The following is a 19,538-nucleotide window of genomic DNA, read 5'->3' on the forward strand; positions in this document are numbered from 1 at the left end:
CCCTGAGTAGGGGAGTGGTCGTGGCCGCGGCCGCGACGAGCATCCTGTCCCTGTACGCCACCCCCGCCCTCGCCGACTCGAACGCGAACGGAACGGCCAAGGACTCGCCGGGAGTCGGCTCGGGCAACAGCCTCCAGCTCCCGGTGAACGCACCGGTGAACGCCTGCGGCAACACCCTCAACGTGATCGCCGCGCTCAACCCGGCGTTCGGGAACTCCTGTGCGAACGGCGCGGATTCGTCCGGGTCGAACCAATCGCACGGGTCGAACGGGTCGCATGGGTCGAACGGCTCGCATGGCTCTTCCGGCCATGACGACTCGTCCGGCTACGGCTCCGACGACTCGGGCGGCGGCCACGGGGGCGGCTACGGCGGCGGGCCTGGCAGCGACCACGGCGGTGGTTCCGGAGGTGGCTCCGGATCCTCGGCGTACGGCGAGACGCACGGTTCGCCCGGCATCCTGTCGGGCAACAACGTCGCGGCGCCGGTCGACGTTCCGGTGAACGCGTGCGGCAACACGGCGGACGTGGTCGGCGTGGGCAACCCCGCGTTCGGCAACGACTGCGAGAACGGCCCGGGAGGCTACGGCGACACCCCGCCGACGACGCCTCCCACAACGCCGCCGACCAAGCCGCCGACGACGCCGCCCACCACGACGCCGCCGACGAAGACCCCGCCCACCAAGCCGCCGACGACGCCACCCACGACGACACCGTCCACTCCTTCGACAACCCCGCCCGTAGCTCCCCCCGGGCCCCCGCCCACCCTGCCGCACACCGGCAGTGAGGGACTGCTCGCGACCTCGGCCGCAAGCGCCGCCCTGCTCGCGGGCGGAACCGCCCTGTACCGACGAGGCCGAGCCGCGTCCCGTCGGTAGCACCCCGGGTGCCGGACGCCTCACGCGCCCGGCACCCGAGCCCGCGTCACCGCCGGGCCGGGTCCAGGGCCTCGCGCCGCTGCTGCCGTACCGGCACAGGCATCGTGCCCAGCCGCCGCCGTACGCCCCGTACGAGCGTGCCCGCCGTGAACGTGGCGCCGTGCACGAAACGCATCGCGGGACCGAAGCCGGACGCCGTGACCAGGCCCGCCATGAAGAGGCCGGGCACCGAGGACTCGAAGTCCCGGCCGACCTCGGGGGAACCGTCGGCCACCGCCGCGAGATCCCCGCGCAGTTCGTCGGAGAGCAGGCCGAGCCGCTCACGGGTGGCTTTGAACCCCGTGGCCGCGATGACGTGTTCGGTCTCCAGGGATGTCGCCTCGCCGTCGCGGCTCACCGTCTCCAGCCGTACGGCGCCGTCCGACGCGTGGGCCGCCGCGACCTCGTGGCCGAGGAGCAACTCGACGGCCGGCTCGACACGGTCGCGGACCCACCAGGCGCCCGCCGGGCCCAGTGCCGTGGCCGCGATCCGGGCGCGGGTGGTCTCCGGGAGGCGGCGGAAGAGGCCGGGGCGCTCGGCGTAGAACCAGTTGCGCCAGCCGCAGCCCAGGCCGCTGTGCGGGGTGCGGGCGGACTCCCACCACGGGCGCTCCCAGGCGGGCGGCACGTCGTTCCAGTTCAGCCGGCCGGCGCGGGCCAGGACCCGGACGCGGCTGCCCTGTTCGGCGAGGAGGGCGGCCGTCTCCAGCGCGGCCTGGCCGCCGCCGATCACCGTGACGTCCCGGCCGCGGAAACGGTCGAGGTCGCCGTGGTGACTGCTGTGCGAGACGTACGAGGGTCCGAGCTCGCGCAGGACGGCCGGTACCTCGATGAAGGGCAGGACGCCGACGGCGAGGGCGACCGTGCGAACGTGCAGGATCTCGCCGTCGGCCAGGACCGCCTCGAAGCCGCCGGGGACTGCGCTCACCCGGACCACGGTGCGCTCGTCGACCTCGGGCACCGCATTGCGGGCGAACCACAGGCCGTACGAGGCGAACATCTCGACCGGGATGGGCTCGCCGTGCCGGGCCCGGACACCCTGACCGGCGCAGTACGTGTCCAGGCGCCAGCGGTCCTCGGGGTCGGAGAGGTTCGACGCCCACGGCTCAGACTTCAGGAACATTCCGTCGGGCATGTGGTCCCGCCAGGACGCCATGGGCCTGCCGAGCACGCGCAGGCTCAGCCCGGCCGCCGCGGCGTGGGAGGCGACGGACAGGCCGTACGGGCCGGCTCCCACCACCAGGAGGTCGTACATCAGCAGCTGCTCGCTTTCTCGTCGTCGGTCAGGGGATTCGGTTCGCCCGGCTGCCGTACGACCCGCGGTTGGGCCGCGACGGGGGCCGAACGCCGTACGCGGTCCAGCAGGCGCCGGAACACATGGCGGCACCACAGGGCCCACATCGTGAGCCCGGGCGCGAGGTCGTCCCGTGCGTGCCAGGCCAGCTCGCAGCCGCTTGCCTGCGGGCGCAGGGCGCTGAGCGGGGCGTAGTTCTCCACCACGAACGCGCGGCCCGGCAGCGGGGCCGGAGCCGGCAGCGGACGGTGGGTGAGGTCCAGGTGCAGGGCGCGTACGACGTCCAGGCCGGCTCCGTCGGCGAAGAGCCGGAACTGGGCGCCGGGGCGGGGGTTGAAGTCGAGCAGGTGGTAGCGGCCGCTCGCGCCGTCCCTGCGGAAGTCGAGGTCGAAGACGCCGCGGTAGCCCAGTGTTCCGACGAGCCGTTCGACGAGCGACTGGAGCTGCGGGTTGGGGGTCCAGCGGCCGACCGCGGTCAGTCCGGCGCCGCGCGGCCAGGCGCGCTGCTTGCGGCCGGGGCCGCCACCGCACACCGCCCCCGACCGGTCGACGTACCCGTGGAAGAACCAGTCGCGGTCGGGCCCCGGCGGCAGGTACGCCTGCAACAGCAGTCGGCTGCCCGCCTCCTCGGCGCGCAGATACAGCGCCTGTGCCTCCTGCGCCGAGTGCACCACCACCGTGCTGCGCAGCCCCGTCCCGGTGGGCACCAGCCACGGGCGGCTCCACTTCGCCACCACCGGCAGCCCCAACTGCCAGGCCGCCGCGGCCGCCTGCGCCGGGCTGTCCGGGATGAGCGTCACCGGGTGCGGAATGCCCGCGCTCGCGCACAGGGCGGCCAGTTCCGCCTTGTCGGCCACGAGCTCGGCGAGGGCGCCGGGCTGCTGCGGCAGCAGATAGGAGGGTGCGAGGTGCTCACGGCACTGGGCCACCGCGACGGCGCTCGCGTCATCCATAGGGATCAGTACGGCGGGACGGGACACGCGCGCGGCCACTCGGCGCAATGCGGCGACGATTTCTCCGGCGGATGCGCCGGGCGGTGGCGGGGGATGCATCTCGGAGACAAAACGCGACCTGCGGACGGGACTTCCCGTTGAATCGGCGACGACATGCACCTCCACGCCCGCTCTTCCGAGTGAGCGTACGGCCCCCAGCGTTCCGTGGTGAAAGGGGTTCCGGTCGATCCGCAGAAGGACTGCGGGGACTCGGGTGTCGAGAAACGGCACGGAATTTCCTTCGGGTCGGTCACCCGTGCGGGTGATCGGCGCACTCAAAGGCCGGAGCCTCGGTTGGCGGAATGGGTATTCATATGACTGAGTGTCAGTAGACAGAGGGCAAATCGGAGTAACGGAAGACGGAAAGCGCCGTCGGATCAGCAGAGTGGAGAGAGGTCAGGCATGGCCCCACATCAGCAACGGCCCCGGAGCAGGCGGCTGGCGTGCGTCGCGGCCGGAATCGTCGCGTCGGTCGCCCTGGCGTCGGGTCCGGGATACGCCGTGGGCGCCGGGGCGGTGCGAGTCGCCGATCCTCCGGCGCCGACACCGACGACGGTGACCCCGTCAGTCACCCCGCCGACGACACCCGTGACACCCACACCGCTCACACCACCGGCGACGACGCCCACGACGCCCGCGACCCCCACGGACACGACCGCGCCCGCCGTACCCTCCGTGGAACCGAAGCCCGCCGAGAAGGCCCCCGCCGTGGGTGCCTACCTGGACTACGGCGCCCGCGGGGTCGCCCGGATCGCCGAGCTCAGCAGGTGGCTGGGCGGCACCGAACTCCGCGTCGGGCACACGTATCTGCCCGGTGACCGCTGGAGCAACATCGAGGGCGCCCACGGATTCCTCGACGTCTGGGCGGACTGGCGGCTCGAGCAGGACGACCGGATGCTCGTCCTCAACGTGCCGATGATGGAGCGCAACGAGGAGGGCGTATCCGACGCCGAGGTCCGGCTGCTGCTGCGCCAGGCCGCGGCAGGAATGTTCGACAAGCACTTCCGTGCGCTCGCCGAACGCCTTGTCGAGCTGAACGTGCCGGACACCGTCATCGTGCTCGGCTGGGAAATGAACGGCATTACCTACACCCATCGCTGCGGTCCCGACCCGGAGGCCTGGAAGAAGTACTGGAACAGAATCGTCACCACCATGCGGGCGGTGCCGGGACAGAAATTCCGGTTCGACTTCACCCCGAACCGCGGCCGGGACGCCATCCCCTGGACGCAGTGCTATCCGGGGGACGACACGGTCGACATCATCGGTATGGATTCGTACGACCAGCCGACGGGGCTGTCATTCGACGAGCAGGTGAAAGAGCCCTACGGCCTTCAGGCGCACGTGGACTTCGCCAAATCCCATGGCAAGCCCATTTCCTATCCTGAATGGGGACTCTTCCGCAACGGCGACAATGCGACGTACATGAGGCGCATGCTCGCCTGGATGACAGAGCACAAGCCGCTGTACAACACGGTCACCGACTACTGCCCGCACGGTGTGTGGCAGTGCTCGGACAACCCGAAGGCGTCCGAGATCTACCGCGCGGCGCTCTCCGGCCAGGCCGTTCCCACACCCGTTCCCACACCCGAACCGACGCCTCCGTCCAAGCCGGTACCCCCGCCCAACTGCTCGCCGCTGGACCTGGGCGACTGGGTCGAGTACTGGATCGGCGGGAAGCTCTGCCTCCGCTTCGACTGGTGGTCGCGCAGCCGATGACCCGGGGATGAGAACGGTGGCGGCGGGTCGTTCAGGGACTGCCGCCACCGCGCTCCTTCCAGCGTCGCAACAGCTCCTTGCCCCGGCTGCGCGCGGCGACGTCGCAGACGACCGCCGACATCAGCGGGGCCGTACGCCGCCGGGCGAGGAGCAGACGCTGGTTGACGACGGGCTCCGGACGCCAGTGGCGCTTGTAGGGTTCGTCGCCGCGCAGCAGGCTCAGCGCCGCGCGTTCGCCCGCCTCGGTGTGCTGGGCGCAGGCGTTCAGCAGTATCACCGCGACATCCGCCTTCCGCTCCCGCAGCTGCGGGTGGGCGCCGTACAGATAGCCGCCCGCGAGGCGCCGCGACAGCAGTGTGAGATCCACGGCCATCACGGTGTCGTCGAGCCGGAACTCCGTGACCACGGCGTCCCCGGAGCGCACCATCGGGCCCACCGACCGGACCAGATGCTCGGCGAACCGCTCCTGAAGATGCTCCGACGTCACCTTCCGGCCCTGCCACTGCAGTTGATGCAGTTCGAGCAGCCGCCGCAGCGCCGCGTCCACCTCGTCATGGTGTACGACGCGCTGCTCGACCCCGAGCGCGGTCAGCTTGCGCAGCTTGGCCCGTACCCGCTGGGCCTTCGACGAGGGGAGTCGGCTCACCAGTTCGTCCATCGACGTGGCGGGCAGCTCCAGGCAGAGCGAGTCACGCACTCGGCTGCGCGGCCCGCGCCAGCACTCGAAGATCCGCTCCACCGCGCCGCCGGGTCGCACCTCACGGAAGTCGATCAGCGCGGTACGGGCCGCCGCCGACAGCCCCTCGGCGAGCGTGGCGGCCGCCCGGTCGGCGTGCTCGTCGTCGATGAGGACGTCTCCGTAGTCGGAGATCGCCCCGCCGAGCGGTACGAGCGCGGGCAGCGGACGGCGTACCCGCATCAGCGGGGCCACCGCCCGGAGTTCGCCGCCGTCATCGCGCACGAGCACCAGACGCAGCCGGCCGGGAGTGCCGTACGAGAGCCACCAGGAGTGCAGCCAGGCGTGGCTCTGGAACGGGGTGGCCGCGGCGCAACTCCGGTACAGGCGGCCCCAGGCCGGACCGAGTTCGGCGAACTCGCGCTCGTCGGTGACGAGTTCGGCCACCAGGGTGCCCGCCGGAGCGGTCTGCAGCGTGCCGCTCACATCTGCCCGCGCACATCGGCGGCCGTGGCGGGGCTCGGCACCGAGGCCGGGCGGGCGGTGTCCGCGGTGCGCCGAGGGCGGACGAGCAGCACCAGACCGCCGAGCAGGCCGCCCGCGCTGGCGCCCACCAGACCGGTGACCGTCGGCGAGGCCGAGGACGCCTGGGTGGGCTTCGTGGCCCGGGCGAACTGCTCGAGTTCGACGTTCGTGTCGGCCTTGGCGTCGTTCGCGTGCCGGGTCAGCGCGCGCGAGACCGCGTTGGCCATGTCGGCGGCGAGGTCGGGGCGCGAAGAGGTGGCCGAGATGGAGACCATCGGGGCGTCCGGCGAGGTCGCGGTCGACACGCTCTGCTGGAGCGTCTTCACCGGCACACCGGCCCACACCTGCGCGTCCCCGAGCACCGCGAGCTGTGTGGCGACCCGGCCGTACGCCTGCGCGAAGCCGAGGGCGGCGGCCGGGTCCGACTGCTCGGTCGGTACGGCGACGACATAGCTCGTCGCCGTGTACGCCGGTGGCTTCACGACGCCGTACGCGCCGCCGACCAGCCCGCCGAGCACGGCGCCGGCGGCGAGCAGGGACCACGGCGGCAGGACCTTGGCACGGGCGAGGGCCGCCGAGCCGTTCGGGCGGTGGCCTCTGGTGGGGTTTTCGGTCATGAGGAACTCACTCCCAGTCAGGTGCGGGACAGAGCGGCCGCGTACACGTCCATGAGCTGTGCGGCGCTGCGGGTGATGCAGTAGTGGTGCGCGGCGTCCGGTACCGAGCGGGGCGCGGGGCCCTCCTCGCGGACCTTCTTCAGGGCGCGGGCGAACGAGTCCGAGCCGCCCTGCACCCGGCGGGTGCCCAGGGTGGCGCCGGTTGGCAGGTCCTCGACGGCCGGGCAGGAGACATAGAGCACGGGCAGACCGGCCGCCATCGCCTCGACGACGGCCAGGCCGAACGCCTCCTCGGCGCACGGCGAGGCGAGGACGTCCATGGCCGCTATCAGCGACGGCAGATCGGCCCCGGGAAAGCCGCCGGTGGGGCGCTCGCCGGTGAACAGCACCCGGTCCGCGACCCCGGCCTGCTGCGCCGCCCGCCGCAGCACGCTCTCCTCCGCGCCGCCGCCGACGAGCAACAGCCAGTAGTCGTCGGGCAGTTCGGCCAGGGCGCGGACCAGTACGTCGAACCGCTTGCCCGCGGTGAGCCTGCCGACGCCGCCGACGACGTACGCGCCGTCCGGCAGCCCGAGCCGGCGGCGGGTGCGCTCGCGCAGCACCGGGTCGAAGCGGAAGCGGGCCAGGTCGATGCCGTTCGGCACGACGTCGATGCGCGGTCCGGGCACGCCCCAGCGGCGCAGCCGGTCGGCGACGGTAGGCGAGACGGCGACCGTGGACCGGCCGAGCCGCTCGCTGGCCAGGTACAGCGCGCGGACGCCCGTGCTCAGCCTGCGCCCCTCCATCTGCGAGTCGCCCAGGGAGTGCTCGGTGGCCACCACGGCCCTGACTCCCGCCAGGCGTGCGGCGATCCGGCCGTACACGCAGGCCCGGTAGAGGTGGGTGTGCACGAGGTCGTACCGGCCCGCGCGGATCAGCTTCACCAGGCGGGGGAGCGCGGCGAGGTCGCGGTTGCCGCCCATGCCGAGGTGGGTGACGCGTACGCCGTCGTCGGTGAGCCCGTCGGCGACCGAGCCCGGGTTGGTGAGGGTGACGACATCACAGTCGACGGGCAAGTGGCGCAGCAGCAACCTGAGTTGCTGCTCCGCACCGCCCACTCCGAGGCCCGTGATGATGTGCAGGGCCTTCATCAGACCCCCTCGGCCGGGCGCCGGCGCAGGCGGTGCAGCTTGAGCTTCAGGAGCAGGCGTACGGCGGTGTCGTTGTCGCCGATGTGGACGCGGGGCAGGGCGTACGGGCCGGTCAGCGGGCCGGGGTCGATGGCGCAGGCGTACGTGTATCCGGCGTCCCGTACGGCGTCCACGACCCGCTGGTCGATCGTCCCGTACGGATAGCAGAAGCCGGCGATGTGAGCACCGATCAACTCCGAGAGCACCGCTCTGCTTTCGGCGACCTCGGCGTACACGAGGGCGTCGTCGGCCTTGGTCAGGTCGACGTGGGTGAGCCCGTGCGAGCCGATCTCGATGCCCACGGAGGCGGCCGCGAGCCGGATGCCCTGCTTGCTCAGCAGCGGCTTGCGGGGGCCGAGCGGGTCCCAGGCGTTGTCACCGCTCAGCCGGCCGGGCAGGACGAAGAGGGTGGCGCCGCAGTCGTGGCGCTGCAGGAGGGGCAGCGCGGTCTCGACGAAGTCGGCGTACCCGTCGTCGAAGGTGAGGCCGACGAGGTCGCGCCCCTTGCCCCGGGCGCGCGCCGCGAGCAGGTCGCTCATGCTCACACCGCGCAGGCCTCGCCGCCGCAGCCAGGTCAGCTGCTGGTCGAGGCGGTCAGGCGAGACCGTGATGCGGTACGGGTCGTCGGTGGGGTCGCCCACCGAGTGGTACATCGCCACCCACGGGGGCGTCGTGTCGAGGCGTCTGGTGGCGGATGCGGTGTCAGCGGAAACGGACATGCGGGAGCCTTTGTGTGAGCGAACGGAGGGCGGGTGCGAAGCCCTGGACACCCAGGGCCCAGGCGAGCAGGGCGAACACGACGGTCACGGCTGTGCCGCCGGCGAGGAGGCCGAGCAAGGGGGAGTCCATGCGGCTCGCGCAGAGCCCGCCCGCCACTGCGGCGACCAGCGCGGCGCGCACCGGCTTGCTGAGCTCGGCCAGCACCTCACGGGTGTGGATCGGCACGCTGCGCGGGCCCATGCCGTACAGCAGGAGCGCGGCGCTGATGGTGATGCCGAGGGCGTTGGCGGCGGCGATCCCGAGCACGCCCCAGGAGCCGACGGTCAGTGCGCCGATCCAGGAGGTCGCGATGATCCCCGCGGTCATCGCGAACAGCGGGTACCAGGTGGGCCGCCCGCCCGAGAAGTACGAGCGGACGAGCGCGCCGACCAGGGTGTGGCCGAGCAGTCCGAGGGCGTACACGCGCATGACGGACGCGGTGGCCGCCGTGTCGTGCGCGTTGAACGCGCCTCGCTGGAACAGCAGTTGGATCATCTGGGGCGCGCACGCGACGACCACCGCCGTGCCCAGGAGCACCGTGCAGGAGACCAGCGCGAGATCGCGCTCCACGCGGGTGCGGGCGCGCTCGGTGTCCCCCTCGGCGATCGCCTGCGCCACCACCGGGAAGGTGACGGTGCAGAGCATCAGCGAGAGCACCATCGGCATCTGGGCCACTTTCTGGGCGTAGTTCAGATGCGAGATGGCGCCGGCGGGCAGCGAGGAGGCCAGGAAGCGTTCGATGAGGACCTGGGACTGGCGGCACAGGGCGAAGAGCAGCACCGTGGTGACGAGGCTCAGGTCCATCGGACGCGCCTCCTCGACGCCGCCCGCGTCCTCCGCCACCTTCTTCCGCCTGAGCTGCCGCCACACCGAGGGCGCCTGAGCCGCCACCATCAGCCCGCTGCCCAGCGCGACACCGAGGGCGGCCGAGCGCACGCCCCAGTGGCCGCCGAGCACGAACATCGCCGTGATGATCCCGGTGTTGTACGCCACGTAGATGACGGCGGGCGCGACGAACCGCCGGTGCGCCCGCAGCACCGCACTGCAGTACCCGGCGAACCCGAAGCCCAGGACGCAGGTCGCGGTCAACCGGGTGCAGTCCACGGCGAGTTGGGGATCAGGCAGGCCGGGTGCGAGGCCCTCGACCAGATAGGGCGCCCCGACGATCAGCAGGGCGCAGGCGGCCACGAAGGCCAGCGACAGCCGGGGCAGGGTACTGGCGACCAGCGCACGGACCGGATCGCCCGGGGCCCCCTGCGCCCGGCGGGCAACGGCCATGCTGAACGCCGGGATGAGGATGAAAGCCAGCCCGTCCTCGATCAGCAGGGTCGAGGCGAACTCCGGCACCGTCCACGCCACCAGAAACGCGTCCGTCTCCGACCCGGCCCCGAAGAGATGCGCCAGCGCCTGGTCCCGGCCGAGGCCCAGCAGTGCCCCGGCGATGGAGAGGGCGACGGTGACCAGGGCCGCCTTGGCGAGGAAGCGGCTGGAGGGCGGGTCGTCGGGGTGCGGGGGCGCGGGGGGCGCGGTGCGCGCGGCGGGCAGCGGAACGGGGCCTGCGGGGGCGCCGCCGCGGACAGCTCCGGGAGCACGATCGCGGCGGCCACTGCCCGTACGTGCGATCGCGCCACCGCCCGTACCTGCCACCGTGCCGCCGGCCGGGCCGCCACTCGTACCGCCGCCCGCGTGTCCGTTCGTACCGCCTGCGGTGGCACCGGCCGGGTGGGCACTCGCGCCGCCGGCCGTGTGTCCGCTCGTACCCCCGGCCGTGGCTCCGACCATGCTCCCGCCCATACCGCTGACCGTGTATCCGGCCGTACCGTCGCCCGCTCCTCCGGCCACGTCGCCGACCTCGCCCCCGGCCACGCCACCCGCCCCACCCTCGGCCCCGGCCCGAGGCGGCGTCACCGTCATCGCGCCGAGGCCTCCTCCAGTGATCCGGGTGCTGCCACCGGGTCCGGCGCCGGCTCAGGGGTCGAGGAAGCCGGATCCACCAGCGCCCACCACCCCACGAGCCCGAAGCAGACAGCAGTCAGGACCGTCGAGGGCCCGCCGATGTCCGCGTACATGAAGTCGATCAACTGCCAGCTGAGCAGCCCGCACGCGACGAGCGCGCAGTCGGCGCCCGACGGAGTCCGCCGCACCCGTACGAGCCCCCGCAGCGCGCACACCAGGAGCGCCAGCCAGCTGCCCGCGAGGGCGAGCAGGCCGATCAGACCCTGTTCGCTGAGGATGAGCAGGTACATGTTGTGCGGGGAGAGCAGTGGCTGCTTGCGGAAGGCGGCGCCTGCGCCTCCGGTGTCGCTGCCCGAGGAGAGGGCGAGGGAGGCGTGTCCGTCGCGGTGGTCGGGGAAGCCCTTCAACCCGACGCCGGTCAGGGGGTGTTCGCGCCACATGTCGACGGCCGCCGCCCACATCGTGTAGCGGTCGGTCACCGACTGGTCCGGCGCGTCGGCGACCTGCGTGATGCTGCTGATCCGCTCCTGGAGCATCGCGGTGCCGACGCCGAAACCGCCCACGAGGATCACCACCGCCGCGGCCACCGCCGCACCCACCTTCACCGCCCGCCGCAGCCCCGCCAGCACCAGCTGCGCGCCGCACGCCGCCGCCGTGGCGATCCACGCGCCCCGGCTGAACGACAGCGCGAGCGGCAGCAGCAGGACCAGCGAGCACACCACGGCGGCCGTCCGCTGCCGGGCTGTATTTGCCCCGAGCGCCAGCCCCACCGCGCACACAAGGCCGAACGCCACCACGGTCGCCATCCCCATGATGTCCGTCGGCCCGAACGTCCCCACCGCGCGGATGTCCTCGCCCTGGTAGGTGGCACCGGTCCCGGTGACGTACTGCTGCACCCCGATCGCCCCCTGCCAGAGCGCGAGCCCGACGAACGACCAGGCCAGCACCCGGAAGTCGCGCCGGTCCCGCACAAGGAGCAGCACCGCCGCCGGGACCAGCACGAAGATCTGGAGATAGCGGGCGAGGCCGGTGATCCCGGCCCCCGCGTTCGCCGCCCCGGCCGCCGCGACCGCGATCCCGACCACGGGAAGTCCGATGACCAGGGCGGCGGTACGGGACAGGGGGCGCCGCCTGCCTCGCAGGAGACGCACCGCGCAGCACAGCACGACGAGCCCGGAGACGGCGTCGGCCACGGTCGCACCGCCCTCGCCGCCGGGCGCGACCGGCAGCCCGAGGAGGGCGATCACGGCGACCACGGGCAGGACGGGCAGCGCGCGCCCGAGGGCGGACGTCAGGGTGCCCAGGGGCGAGAGGGGCAGGGCTTGACTCACCGGGTCAGCTCCCCGTCGGACGTACGAGCGCGGCGGCCGTGCGCAGCAGGATGCAGATGTCCTGCCACAGCGACCAGTTGTCGATGTAGGCGTTGTCGAAGCGGCAGCGGTCTTCGATCGAGGTGTCGCCGCGCAGCCCGTGGATCTGGGCCAGGCCCGTGATGCCGGTCTGCATGCGGTGGCGGGCCGCGTAGCCGGGGTAGGTCTGGCTGAACTTGCCGACGAAGTACGGGCGTTCGGGGCGCGGCCCGACCAGGCTCATGTCGCCCCAGAACACGTTCCACAGCTGGAGCAGCTCGTCCAGCGAGCTGCGCCGCAGGAAGTGGCAGAACCGGCTCATCTCCCGCTCGTTCGCCACACTCCAGCGGGTCGCGGCCTCGTGCGCGTCGACCGGTCGGTGCGTGCGGAACTTCAGCAGCGTGAAGGGGCGCCCGTCCTTGCCGATGCGCTCCTGCCGGAACACCACGCCGGGGCCGTCGCTCAGCCGCAGCATGACAGCGCACACCAGCAGCAACGGGCTGACCAGCAGCAACAGTGTTCCGGAGACGGCGACATCGAGGAGCCGCTTGCCGATGCTGCCATGCCGCCTCGGCGCGGACAGCTGCCGGCAGGAGAAGCCCGCGAGCTGCCCGTGCTGCCCGCTGTCGTACGACGGGGAGTCCGCGTCGACCTCCCAGACCGCGCAGCCCGCCTCGGCCAACGCCCGCAGCAGCGGCCCGCGTTCGCCGCCGGACTTCACGACGAGCACGGCCCGCACACTGTTCTGGATGAGGGCCCGCTGCACCTCCTCGCCCGTGGTGAGGACCGGCAGCCCGTCACCCCCGGTCGCCTGGTCGGCGACGATGCCCACCGGCCGCACTCCGCACGCAGGATGACGCAGGAAGGCCGCGGCCACCCGCTGCGCCGTCGCGGCGGGGCCGATCACCAGCGCGGCACTCGGGCGCAGCACGAGGGCCCGGCGCCGCCGCCAGTGCAGCGTGCCCCGGCTCGCGCAGCTCGCCGCCGACTGGAGGACGCAGCCGATGGCCAGGGTCCGGGCGGACAGCGCGGCGGCGGGGAAGAGCGCCGCGAGCAGGGCCGCCGGCACGCACCAGGCGACCGCGATCCGCGCGCAGACCGCGGGCAGTTCGTCCAGTACGGCGGGCATGGGCTCGGCGCGGTACAGCGACGCGTGCGCGTTCAGCCAGACCACTCCGAGCACCAGCGCGACGACGAGGAGCGGCTGCCGCTGCGTCTGTGTGAGCGCAAGGCCGGCCAGCAGCGCCGCACCGCCGTCCACGGCGAGCAGCGGCAGGCGGGAGGCCCGCCGCACGGAGGGCCGCTGTCCGGCCGGCAATCTGAAGCCGTCGGCGGCCCCGCGCGGGGGGATGACCGAGACGGGTGAGGATCCGTACTCCCGGGGCTGTCCGCCGGGGGAGGGAACGGTGCTTTCCGCAGTCACGAGTGGATGGACTCCCTGCACTCGGTGTGTTCCCCGCTCACGGCCTGTCCGCCGAGCCCCGGAGTGAGCAGCTCGCGGTAGACGTCCGCGACCGCGTCGGCCGTGCGGCGCACGTCGTGCGTGGTCAGTACGTGGCGGCGGCCCTGGTGGCCGAGGGACTCGCGCAGCAGCGGATCGGACAGCAGTTCGGAGATCGCGTGGGCGAGTGGGCCGGGCGCCTGAGACGGCACCAGGCAACGTGATCGGAGCGCCGGCGGCAGGCTCTCGCGGGCGCCGTCCACATCCGTCAGCACGACCGGACGTCCACAGGCCATCGCTTCCAGCGGAGCCAGCGCCATGCCCTCCCAACGGGACGGCAGCACCACCAGATCGGCGGCCTGGTACCAGGGCACGGCATCGTCGGCGGCACCGGCGAACAGCACCCCGGCGGGCGCCTCGGCACGCAGCCGCCCGGTGTCCGGCCCGTCCCCGACCAGCACGAGCCGGGCCGTCGGCACCCGCCGGACCACCTCGCGCCACGCCTCGAGCAGGACGTCCTGCCCCTTCTGCCGGCACAGCCGCCCCACGCAGACCACCAGGGGGCTCACCGGCCCGACTCCCGATTCGGCGAGCAGCGGGATCCCGGCCCGTACGGTGTCCACGGCCGCGGGGTGGAAGCGCGCCGGATCGACGCCGTTGGGGATCACGCGCCAGGGGGCGCGCACTCCGGCGCGTACGCCGGTGGTGCGCTCCGCTTCGCTGACACACACCACCCGGGAAGCCCAACGCGCCCCCCACCGCTCCCACTTCAACGCGAGCCCGGCGGTGACCCCGCCGACGGCCTCGAACGACCAGGCGTGCGGCTGGAAAACGGTCGGTACCCGCCCCCGTACGGCGAGCCGGGCGGCGAGCCCTGCCTTGGCGCTGTGCGCGTGCACCACATCGGGCCGCACATCCGCGATCACCCGCCCGAGCCGCCGTACCTCCTGAGGCAGCGAAGGCCCCGGCGCACGCGTCGCCTGCCAGTCGCGTACGTCACCGCCGAGCGCCCGGAGCGTCCGTGCGAGGCCGCTGCCGTCCGGGCAGGCGACGGTGACGTGCGTTCCGGTGGAGAGCTGGGCCCTCACCAGGTCCGTCACGACCCGGGCGACTCCGCCGTCGACCGGCTGGGTGATGTGAAGGACCTGGGGCGGAGGGTCGGTTGACAGTTGCATGCGCGGTTCCTCGCTCAAGGGTGGCGCGCGGGCGCGCGCGTCACTGCTTCGCGTCGACGGCGGTGAACAGTGCCCCGACCCACGCCGCGTCCCGCTGCGAAACGAGCCGGAAGGTCAACTGGTCACCCCCGCGCCGGATCCCCTTACCAAGTTCGAGGACGTCCGAGTCGTAGCCGAGCGTGTTCGGGTACGCGGGCACCCGCTTCATCGCGGCCGACGCCGGCTCGCTGATCGTCGAATTCAGCACGTCGTCACGGGGGTTCGCCCCGTCGCCCAGCGCCGTCGGCCCGCCGCGCCCGGTCGACACGGTCAGCGAGTCGCCCCGGCTCCCGCGGTCGCCGTTGTACGCGACCAGGCCCGCACGCCCGCCGGCCCCCGCGGGGAACCGCAGGCCGCGCAACCGGATCACCTGGTCCTCGCGCGGGCCGAGCGAGTCGAAGCCGTCCCACATCGCCAGATGCCGCAGCGGCTCCGACTCCTTCTCGTACGCCACCATCAGCGTCCAGCCGCCCCAGGCACCGGCGGCGGAGCGGCCCATGGCGACATTGACCTGCGCCACGGTGTACAGCCCCGAACCGCTCGCCCGCACCAGCTTCGTGACATCCGCCGAGGCCTGGAAGGCATCGGCTCCGCGCGCCACCCGGTGCCCGACCACGGTGTCCGCGAGCACGGCCTTGTACTCGCCGTCGGGCTCCGCGAACAGCACCCGCCCGTTGTCCTTCGGCGGCTTCTGCTCACCGACCCGGAGGTTGCCGCCCCAGTACAGCCGCGCGTACGTGACGCGCGCGCCCTGAGGCAGACGGACCTCGCCGAGGCTGGAGTTGTACGTGTTCGGGTCCTTGTCGACATCCACGTAGAACATGTCGAAGTCGCTGTTCACGGCCGCCTGTCCGCCCGCGCGTGCCGCGGAGCAGGACGGCGCCGCCGCCCGGGTGACCGTCGTACGGCAGCTGATGGAGGAGTTGGCCGCCCGGACGATTCCGCCGTGCTGCAGCGCGCGGTACCGCTGGGTGAAGTTGACGCTCTCCGCCTCGGCGGCGGACGGCGCGGCCGTCGCGGGGCAGCCAGGCGCCAGCACAGTGGCGAGGGCAGAGCAGCCGACCAACGCACGGCGCAGCAGAAGACCCGGGGAAATACGCATGACCGGCGGTGCCCTTTCGGGAGGAAAAGGTTCGGGACCAGGCCTGCTTCCAAGCGGCCTCGGGAGGAGCGCCACACTAGCCTCTATCCGTATTTATCGGTGAAAGCTGACAAGTGTGTCGGAATGGTGAAAGCCCGGCGGTTTACGAGATCACCCTTTCGGAGGCACAACCCGCGCGGGCGCCGCGCGTTGATTCCAGAGCCGGGCATCCCCGCCCGGATGTTGTGTCGACTCCAAGGAGCACTTCTCCATGTCGCGTATCGCGAAGGGCCTGGCCCTGACCTCCGTTGCCGCCGCCGCCGTGGCGGGCACCGCCGGCATCGCCGCCGCCGACAGCGACGCACACGGCGCCGCGGCCCACTCCCCGGGCGTCCTGTCGGGCAACGTCCTGCAGGCTCCGATCCACATCCCGGTGAACGTCTGCGGTAACACGGTCAACGTCATCGGTCTGCTGAACCCCGCGTTCGGCAACACCTGCGTCAACGACTGACGTCAGCGCGGCCCCTTCTGCCGGCCGTCCTCCCCAACGGGAGGGCGGCCGGTTCGCGTTGCCCCGAATGGGGGGAAGCGGGTTCCTGCTCCCGGCATGGCTCCTCACCAGGGAGGACGTCGGTGGCAAGGACCCCGGGCCGCTACGCGGAGCGCTCGATCGGTTGCAGACGGCGATGACCACTTCCACGGTGAGAACAAGGTCAAAGTCCGAACGAACCATCGAAGGGAACCATCCATGCGTGCTCTGCCCGCACGGCGCATAGCGTCCTCCGCACTCTGCGCCACGCTTCTGCTCGGGATCGCCGCACCGGCCGCCATCGCGGCGGACAGCGACTCGGCGCGTGGCCACTCCGCTGCGGCGGCACCCGTCCCCGGCGCGGACGCGCTTCTGGCGCAGGTCCAGTCCCTGGCCGACATCGGCACCGTGCTGACCCCGGTCACCGATCTCCTCAACGCCGCGCTCAAGGCCGACGACGGCCAGCTCTCCGCCGACCAGGCGGCCACGCTCGGCCAGGCCGTGAAGGACGCGATCGCCAAGCTCACCGCGGTGGCCCCGGTGACGCCGCCGGTGTCGGTCCCTGAGGTGCCGGCTGTGCCCGCGACGCCGACGGTGCCGGCTGTTCCCGCGGTCCCGGCCGTTCCTGCTGTCCCGGCCGTTCCCGCGCTGCCCAAGAGCGACGAGGCCGCCGAGGACGACAAGGCTCCCGCTACGAGCGGTTCGCGTGCCGCGGCTCCGGCGGACCTGAAGGCCGACGCGCTCGCCGCGCTGCAGAAGGCGGTCGACACGCTGCTCGCGGCGGTCACCTCCGGCGACCCCGCAGGAGTAGTCCCCGCCGCGACGGCCGTGGTGACGGGTCTCGTCAACCTCGTCGTCGCCGTGGTGCTCGGCGGCGGCCTGCCCGTGCCGGACCTGCCCGGTCTGCCGAGCCTGTCCTCACTGCCGGCGGTCCCCGCGGTCCCGGCAGTTCCGGCGGTCCCCGCGGTTCCCGCAGTTCCCGCGGTCCCGGCGGTTCCGGCCCTCCCGACGGGCGGTCTTCTGCCCTCCTGATCACGGGGAGCGGTGCCTGAGGCGAAACAGTCGCCACCCCGCCGTCGTGCCGACCGTCCCGGTCGGCACGACGGCTGTTTTGCATTCGCTCTTATATGAGAATGCGACGCGCCGTTCATTCGGGTGGGGTGCAGGAAATTTCTGCACACGGGGTTTCCGTCGCGTCCGGCCATCGTTAGCCAGGGCGTATGCACATTCCCTCTGGTGACATCAGTTGCCGAACCGGTGACATGAGTTGCCGAAGAAAGGAACACGATGAAGTCCCTGAAGGCCGCCGCTGTCGTTGCCGGGTCCATCGCCATCGCTGGTGCCGCCGCGCCCGCCTTTGCCTACGAGGCCTCCGACCTCACGCCCACCAGCCTCAACGGCGCCCTGGAGACCATCACCAGCCAGCGCTCGCTCAGCCTGAAGGACGTGCAGCCCCTCCAGCACCAGTCGGACGCGCTCAACACCGAGAACCAGAGCTCACCGCTCAGTGCCGTGAGCAGCGCGACGGACGCGCTCAACTCGCCCGGTGGTCCCACGGCGCTCCTCGGCGGACTTCCCCTTCAGGGCTGACCCGAGTCAGGGGCTGACCCGAGTCAGGGCTTGAATCGAGCTAATCGGTTCATTTCATCGCGTGTCTTTTCCGCGAGGCCCACGGACACCTCCATACGCTGGAGCAAATCTCCAAGGAAAGGGCTGACGATGAACACTGCCAAGAAGGCCGCTCTGATTATCGCCACTGCCGGAATGGCAGCGGGTGCCGCTTCGGGCAGCGCCTTCGCCGACGCCGGCGCGGAGGGAGCCGCGGTCAAGTCCCCGGGTGTCCTCTCCGGCAACGTCGTACAGGTCCCGGTGCACGTTCCGGTGAATGTCTGCGGCAACACGGTCAACGTCATCGGTCTGCTGAACCCGGCGTTCGGGAACACCTGCGTCAACAAGTGACGTCGTACGTCGACCATCGACATTCGTACGCGCGCTGAAAGGGCCGATTCCGCATCCCGCGGAGTCGGCCCTTCGCGTTTGCCGGCCGCGCGCTGCCGCGTTGCCGGCTGCGCATTGTTCGATTCGCGTCCCTCGTTCGTGTGGTCGGCCGGGCGGTTGTCGCCCGGTCGGGTGAGAAAGGGGCGGGCCCGTTCGGGTGCGTCGATAAGGTTCCGCGGTGACCTCAACCTCAAGCGAAACGCGCCCTTTCCGGGCCGCCGATCTCGGCACGCTCGCCGTCATGGCCTTCAGCGGTGACGCCCCCGACGGCGACATGCCGTACCTCCTCGCCTATTCCCTGGGCGACAGCGAGGGCGGCCCGGAGGCCACCTCGGCCGCCATCGAGCGGCTGCTGAGCGACAACGGTCTGCCCGTCGGAGACACGCTCCTCGACGGTTCGCAGTACCCGAGCCTGCCGCTCACCCTCCTCGTCGAGGCGGGCCAGGCCGTCGTCACCATGCCGTCCCTCAACGCCCAGTGCGTCGTTCCGCCCGAGTGGCTCGCCGCCGTCGGCGAACGCGGCTACGCCTACTTCCTGTTCGCCACCCGCGCCTGGCCCGACGCCGAGCCCGGCAAGCCCGTCGACCCGGAGAACCTGGCCGCCTTCGCGGGTGACGAGGAGACCCTGAACAGCGCGGCGCACGTACTGCTGCCCGCGCGCCGCCTGCGCGGCTGATGGCACGGACCGCGGGTGGCAGCCGTGCGCTCGCCCTGCTGCTGGTGCTCACGGGGGCGGCCGGCCTGCTCGCCTCCTGGATCATCACGATCGACAAGTTCAAGCTCCTCGAGAACCCGGACTTCGTGCCCGGGTGCAGCCTGAACCCGGTCGTCTCCTGCGGCAACATCATGAAGAGTGACCAGGCCTCGGCCTTCGGGTTCCCCAACCCGATGCTGGGCCTGGTGGCGTACGGCATCGTGATCTGCGTCGGCGTGAGCCTGCTCGCCGGAGCGGCCTTTCCACGCTGGTACTGGCTGCTCTTCGACGCGGGCACGCTGTTCGGCGTCGGATTCTGCACCTGGCTGCAATTCCAGTCGCTCTACCGCATCAACTCGCTGTGCCTGTGGTGCTGTCTGGCCTGGGTCGCCACGATCATCATGTTCTGGTACGTGACGTCGTTCAACGTACGGAATGAATTCCTGCCCGCGCCCGGCTGGTTGAGGGGATTCCTCGGGGAATTCACCTGGGTTCTGCCGGTGCTGCACATCGGGATCATCGGGATGCTGATCCTGACCCGATGGTGGGACTTCTGGACGAGCTGACTATTGGGCTTGTTGGGGGAATCTTGCGCTGATGAGGTTCTCAGCATC

At 72.0% G+C, this 19,538-nt stretch carries 20 protein-coding genes; 8 read left to right on the forward strand and 12 right to left on the reverse strand.

Features of this window, described 5'->3' with window-relative positions; all coding sequences use genetic code 11:
- The first annotated feature begins 20 nt into the window (after positions 1-20).
- Positions 21-875, forward strand: a complete 855-nt coding sequence (locus tag OG246_RS42780) for a chaplin (RefSeq protein WP_323178299.1) — start codon at positions 21-23, stop codon at positions 873-875.
- A gap of 46 nt (positions 876-921) precedes the next feature.
- On the opposite strand, the gene OG246_RS15960 is transcribed toward OG246_RS42780, so the two are convergent.
- The 3 genes from OG246_RS15960 to OG246_RS15970 form a co-directional block, all read right to left on the reverse strand.
- A complete protein-coding gene (locus tag OG246_RS15960) occupies positions 922-2,169 on the reverse strand; it encodes an NAD(P)-binding domain-containing protein (RefSeq protein ID WP_266461966.1) in 1,248 nt (415 codons plus the stop codon).
- Positions 2,169-3,431, reverse strand: a complete 1,263-nt coding sequence (locus OG246_RS15965) for an ATP-grasp domain-containing protein (RefSeq protein WP_266461970.1) — start codon at positions 3,429-3,431, stop codon at positions 2,169-2,171. The genes OG246_RS15960 and OG246_RS15965 overlap by 1 nt, the downstream gene beginning before the upstream one ends.
- Positions 3,432-3,613: 182 nt before the next feature.
- Positions 3,614-3,853, reverse strand: a complete 240-nt coding sequence (locus tag OG246_RS15970; protein ID WP_266464391.1) for a hypothetical protein — start codon at positions 3,851-3,853, stop codon at positions 3,614-3,616.
- On the opposite strand from OG246_RS15970, the gene OG246_RS15975 reads away from it, so the two are divergent.
- A complete protein-coding gene (locus OG246_RS15975; RefSeq protein WP_266464238.1) occupies positions 3,756-4,916 on the forward strand; it encodes a glycoside hydrolase family 26 protein in 1,161 nt (386 codons plus the stop codon). The two genes, OG246_RS15970 and OG246_RS15975, sit on opposite strands and share 98 nt — an antisense overlap.
- Before the next feature lie 31 nt (positions 4,917-4,947).
- Here OG246_RS15975 and OG246_RS15980 read toward each other — a convergent pair whose 3' ends face one another.
- The 9 genes from OG246_RS15980 to OG246_RS16020 are packed head-to-tail and all read right to left on the reverse strand — an operon-like array spanning position 4,948 to position 15,724.
- Complete coding sequence (locus OG246_RS15980; RefSeq protein WP_266461972.1) at positions 4,948-6,078, reverse strand: GNAT family N-acetyltransferase; 1,131 nt, start codon at positions 6,076-6,078, stop codon at positions 4,948-4,950.
- Positions 6,075-6,734, reverse strand: coding sequence for a lipopolysaccharide biosynthesis protein (locus OG246_RS15985; protein ID WP_266461974.1), 660 nt, complete (start codon positions 6,732-6,734; stop codon positions 6,075-6,077). The genes OG246_RS15980 and OG246_RS15985 overlap by 4 nt, the downstream gene beginning before the upstream one ends.
- 17 nt (positions 6,735-6,751) lie before the next feature.
- The gene (locus OG246_RS15990) at positions 6,752-7,864 is read right to left on the reverse strand and encodes a glycosyltransferase (RefSeq protein WP_266461976.1); all 1,113 of its coding nucleotides are present in this window, start codon (positions 7,862-7,864) and stop codon (positions 6,752-6,754) included.
- Entirely contained in the window at positions 7,864-8,556 is a 693-nt protein-coding gene (locus tag OG246_RS15995; RefSeq protein WP_323178319.1) for a polysaccharide deacetylase family protein, read from the reverse strand. The genes OG246_RS15990 and OG246_RS15995 overlap by 1 nt, the downstream gene beginning before the upstream one ends.
- 49 nt (positions 8,557-8,605) lie before the next feature.
- Positions 8,606-10,576 carry a murein biosynthesis integral membrane protein MurJ gene (gene murJ / locus OG246_RS16000; protein WP_266461983.1) on the reverse strand — a complete coding sequence of 657 codons (1,971 nt, stop codon included), beginning with the start codon at positions 10,574-10,576 and terminating at the stop codon, positions 8,606-8,608.
- The gene (locus OG246_RS16005) at positions 10,573-11,922 is read right to left on the reverse strand and encodes an O-antigen ligase (RefSeq protein WP_266464240.1); all 1,350 of its coding nucleotides are present in this window, start codon (positions 11,920-11,922) and stop codon (positions 10,573-10,575) included. Before OG246_RS16005 ends, murJ begins: the two co-directional genes overlap by 4 nt.
- Positions 11,923-11,953: 31 nt before the next feature.
- Entirely contained in the window at positions 11,954-13,390 is a 1,437-nt protein-coding gene (locus OG246_RS16010; RefSeq protein ID WP_266461987.1) for an exopolysaccharide biosynthesis polyprenyl glycosylphosphotransferase, read from the reverse strand.
- Positions 13,387-14,583 carry a glycosyltransferase family 4 protein gene (locus OG246_RS16015; protein ID WP_266461992.1) on the reverse strand — a complete coding sequence of 399 codons (1,197 nt, stop codon included), beginning with the start codon at positions 14,581-14,583 and terminating at the stop codon, positions 13,387-13,389. Before OG246_RS16015 ends, OG246_RS16010 begins: the two co-directional genes overlap by 4 nt.
- 40 nt (positions 14,584-14,623) lie before the next feature.
- Positions 14,624-15,724 carry a DUF3344 domain-containing protein gene (locus OG246_RS16020; protein WP_266461994.1) on the reverse strand — a complete coding sequence of 367 codons (1,101 nt, stop codon included), beginning with the start codon at positions 15,722-15,724 and terminating at the stop codon, positions 14,624-14,626.
- Between the two features lie 250 nt (positions 15,725-15,974).
- On the opposite strand from OG246_RS16020, the gene chpG reads away from it, so the two are divergent.
- The 6 genes from chpG to OG246_RS16050 all read left to right on the forward strand — a co-directional run bounded on the left by chpG (position 15,975) and on the right by OG246_RS16050 (position 19,490).
- Positions 15,975-16,214 (forward strand): chaplin ChpG, encoded by a 240-nt coding sequence (chpG, locus tag OG246_RS16025; RefSeq protein ID WP_266461998.1) that lies wholly within the window; start codon positions 15,975-15,977, stop codon positions 16,212-16,214.
- A 237-nt stretch (positions 16,215-16,451) separates the two neighbouring features.
- On the forward strand, positions 16,452-17,264 hold the full coding sequence (locus OG246_RS16030; protein WP_266462002.1) for a hypothetical protein: 813 nt from the start codon (positions 16,452-16,454) through the stop codon (positions 17,262-17,264).
- A 255-nt stretch (positions 17,265-17,519) separates the two neighbouring features.
- Positions 17,520-17,822: a hypothetical protein gene (locus tag OG246_RS16035; protein ID WP_266462006.1), complete on the forward strand. Its 303-nt coding sequence runs from the start codon at positions 17,520-17,522 to the stop codon at positions 17,820-17,822.
- Positions 17,823-17,996: 174 nt separating this feature from the next.
- Entirely contained in the window at positions 17,997-18,191 is a 195-nt protein-coding gene (locus tag OG246_RS16040; RefSeq protein WP_266464243.1) for a chaplin, read from the forward strand.
- A 217-nt stretch (positions 18,192-18,408) separates the two neighbouring features.
- On the forward strand, positions 18,409-18,906 hold the full coding sequence (locus OG246_RS16045) for a DUF5949 family protein (RefSeq protein WP_266462008.1): 498 nt from the start codon (positions 18,409-18,411) through the stop codon (positions 18,904-18,906).
- A complete protein-coding gene (locus tag OG246_RS16050; RefSeq protein WP_266462010.1) occupies positions 18,906-19,490 on the forward strand; it encodes a vitamin K epoxide reductase family protein in 585 nt (194 codons plus the stop codon). Before OG246_RS16045 ends, OG246_RS16050 begins: the two co-directional genes overlap by 1 nt.
- The last annotated feature ends 48 nt before the right edge of the window (positions 19,491-19,538 follow it).

This window comes from Streptomyces sp. NBC_00620 (assembly GCF_026341825.1).
Classification (GTDB): domain Bacteria; phylum Actinomycetota; class Actinomycetes; order Streptomycetales; family Streptomycetaceae; genus Streptomyces.

Excerpts from the sequence above, each read along its gene's own strand:
- OG246_RS15990 (WP_266461976.1), bottom strand. The coding sequence starts at position 7,864 with ATGAAGGCCCTGCACATCATCACGGGCCTCGGAGTGGGCGGTGCGGAG.
- OG246_RS16035 (WP_266462006.1), top strand. The coding sequence starts at position 17,520 with ATGAAGTCCCTGAAGGCCGCCGCTGTCGTTGCCGGGTCCATCGCCATC.
- chpG (WP_266461998.1), top strand. The coding sequence starts at position 15,975 with ATGTCGCGTATCGCGAAGGGCCTGGCCCTGACCTCCGTTGCCGCCGCC.
- OG246_RS15985 (WP_266461974.1), bottom strand. The coding sequence starts at position 6,734 with ATGACCGAAAACCCCACCAGAGGCCACCGCCCGAACGGCTCGGCGGCC.
- OG246_RS16015 (WP_266461992.1), bottom strand. The coding sequence starts at position 14,583 with ATGCAACTGTCAACCGACCCTCCGCCCCAGGTCCTTCACATCACCCAG.
- OG246_RS16020 (WP_266461994.1), bottom strand. The coding sequence starts at position 15,724 with ATGCGTATTTCCCCGGGTCTTCTGCTGCGCCGTGCGTTGGTCGGCTGC.
- OG246_RS16050 (WP_266462010.1), top strand. The coding sequence starts at position 18,906 with ATGGCACGGACCGCGGGTGGCAGCCGTGCGCTCGCCCTGCTGCTGGTG.
- murJ (WP_266461983.1), bottom strand. The coding sequence starts at position 10,576 with ATGACGGTGACGCCGCCTCGGGCCGGGGCCGAGGGTGGGGCGGGTGGC.
- OG246_RS16030 (WP_266462002.1), top strand. The coding sequence starts at position 16,452 with ATGCGTGCTCTGCCCGCACGGCGCATAGCGTCCTCCGCACTCTGCGCC.
- OG246_RS15995 (WP_323178319.1), bottom strand. The coding sequence starts at position 8,556 with ATGTACCACTCGGTGGGCGACCCCACCGACGACCCGTACCGCATCACG.
- OG246_RS16040 (WP_266464243.1), top strand. The coding sequence starts at position 17,997 with ATGGCAGCGGGTGCCGCTTCGGGCAGCGCCTTCGCCGACGCCGGCGCG.
- OG246_RS15960 (WP_266461966.1), bottom strand. The coding sequence starts at position 2,169 with ATGTACGACCTCCTGGTGGTGGGAGCCGGCCCGTACGGCCTGTCCGTC.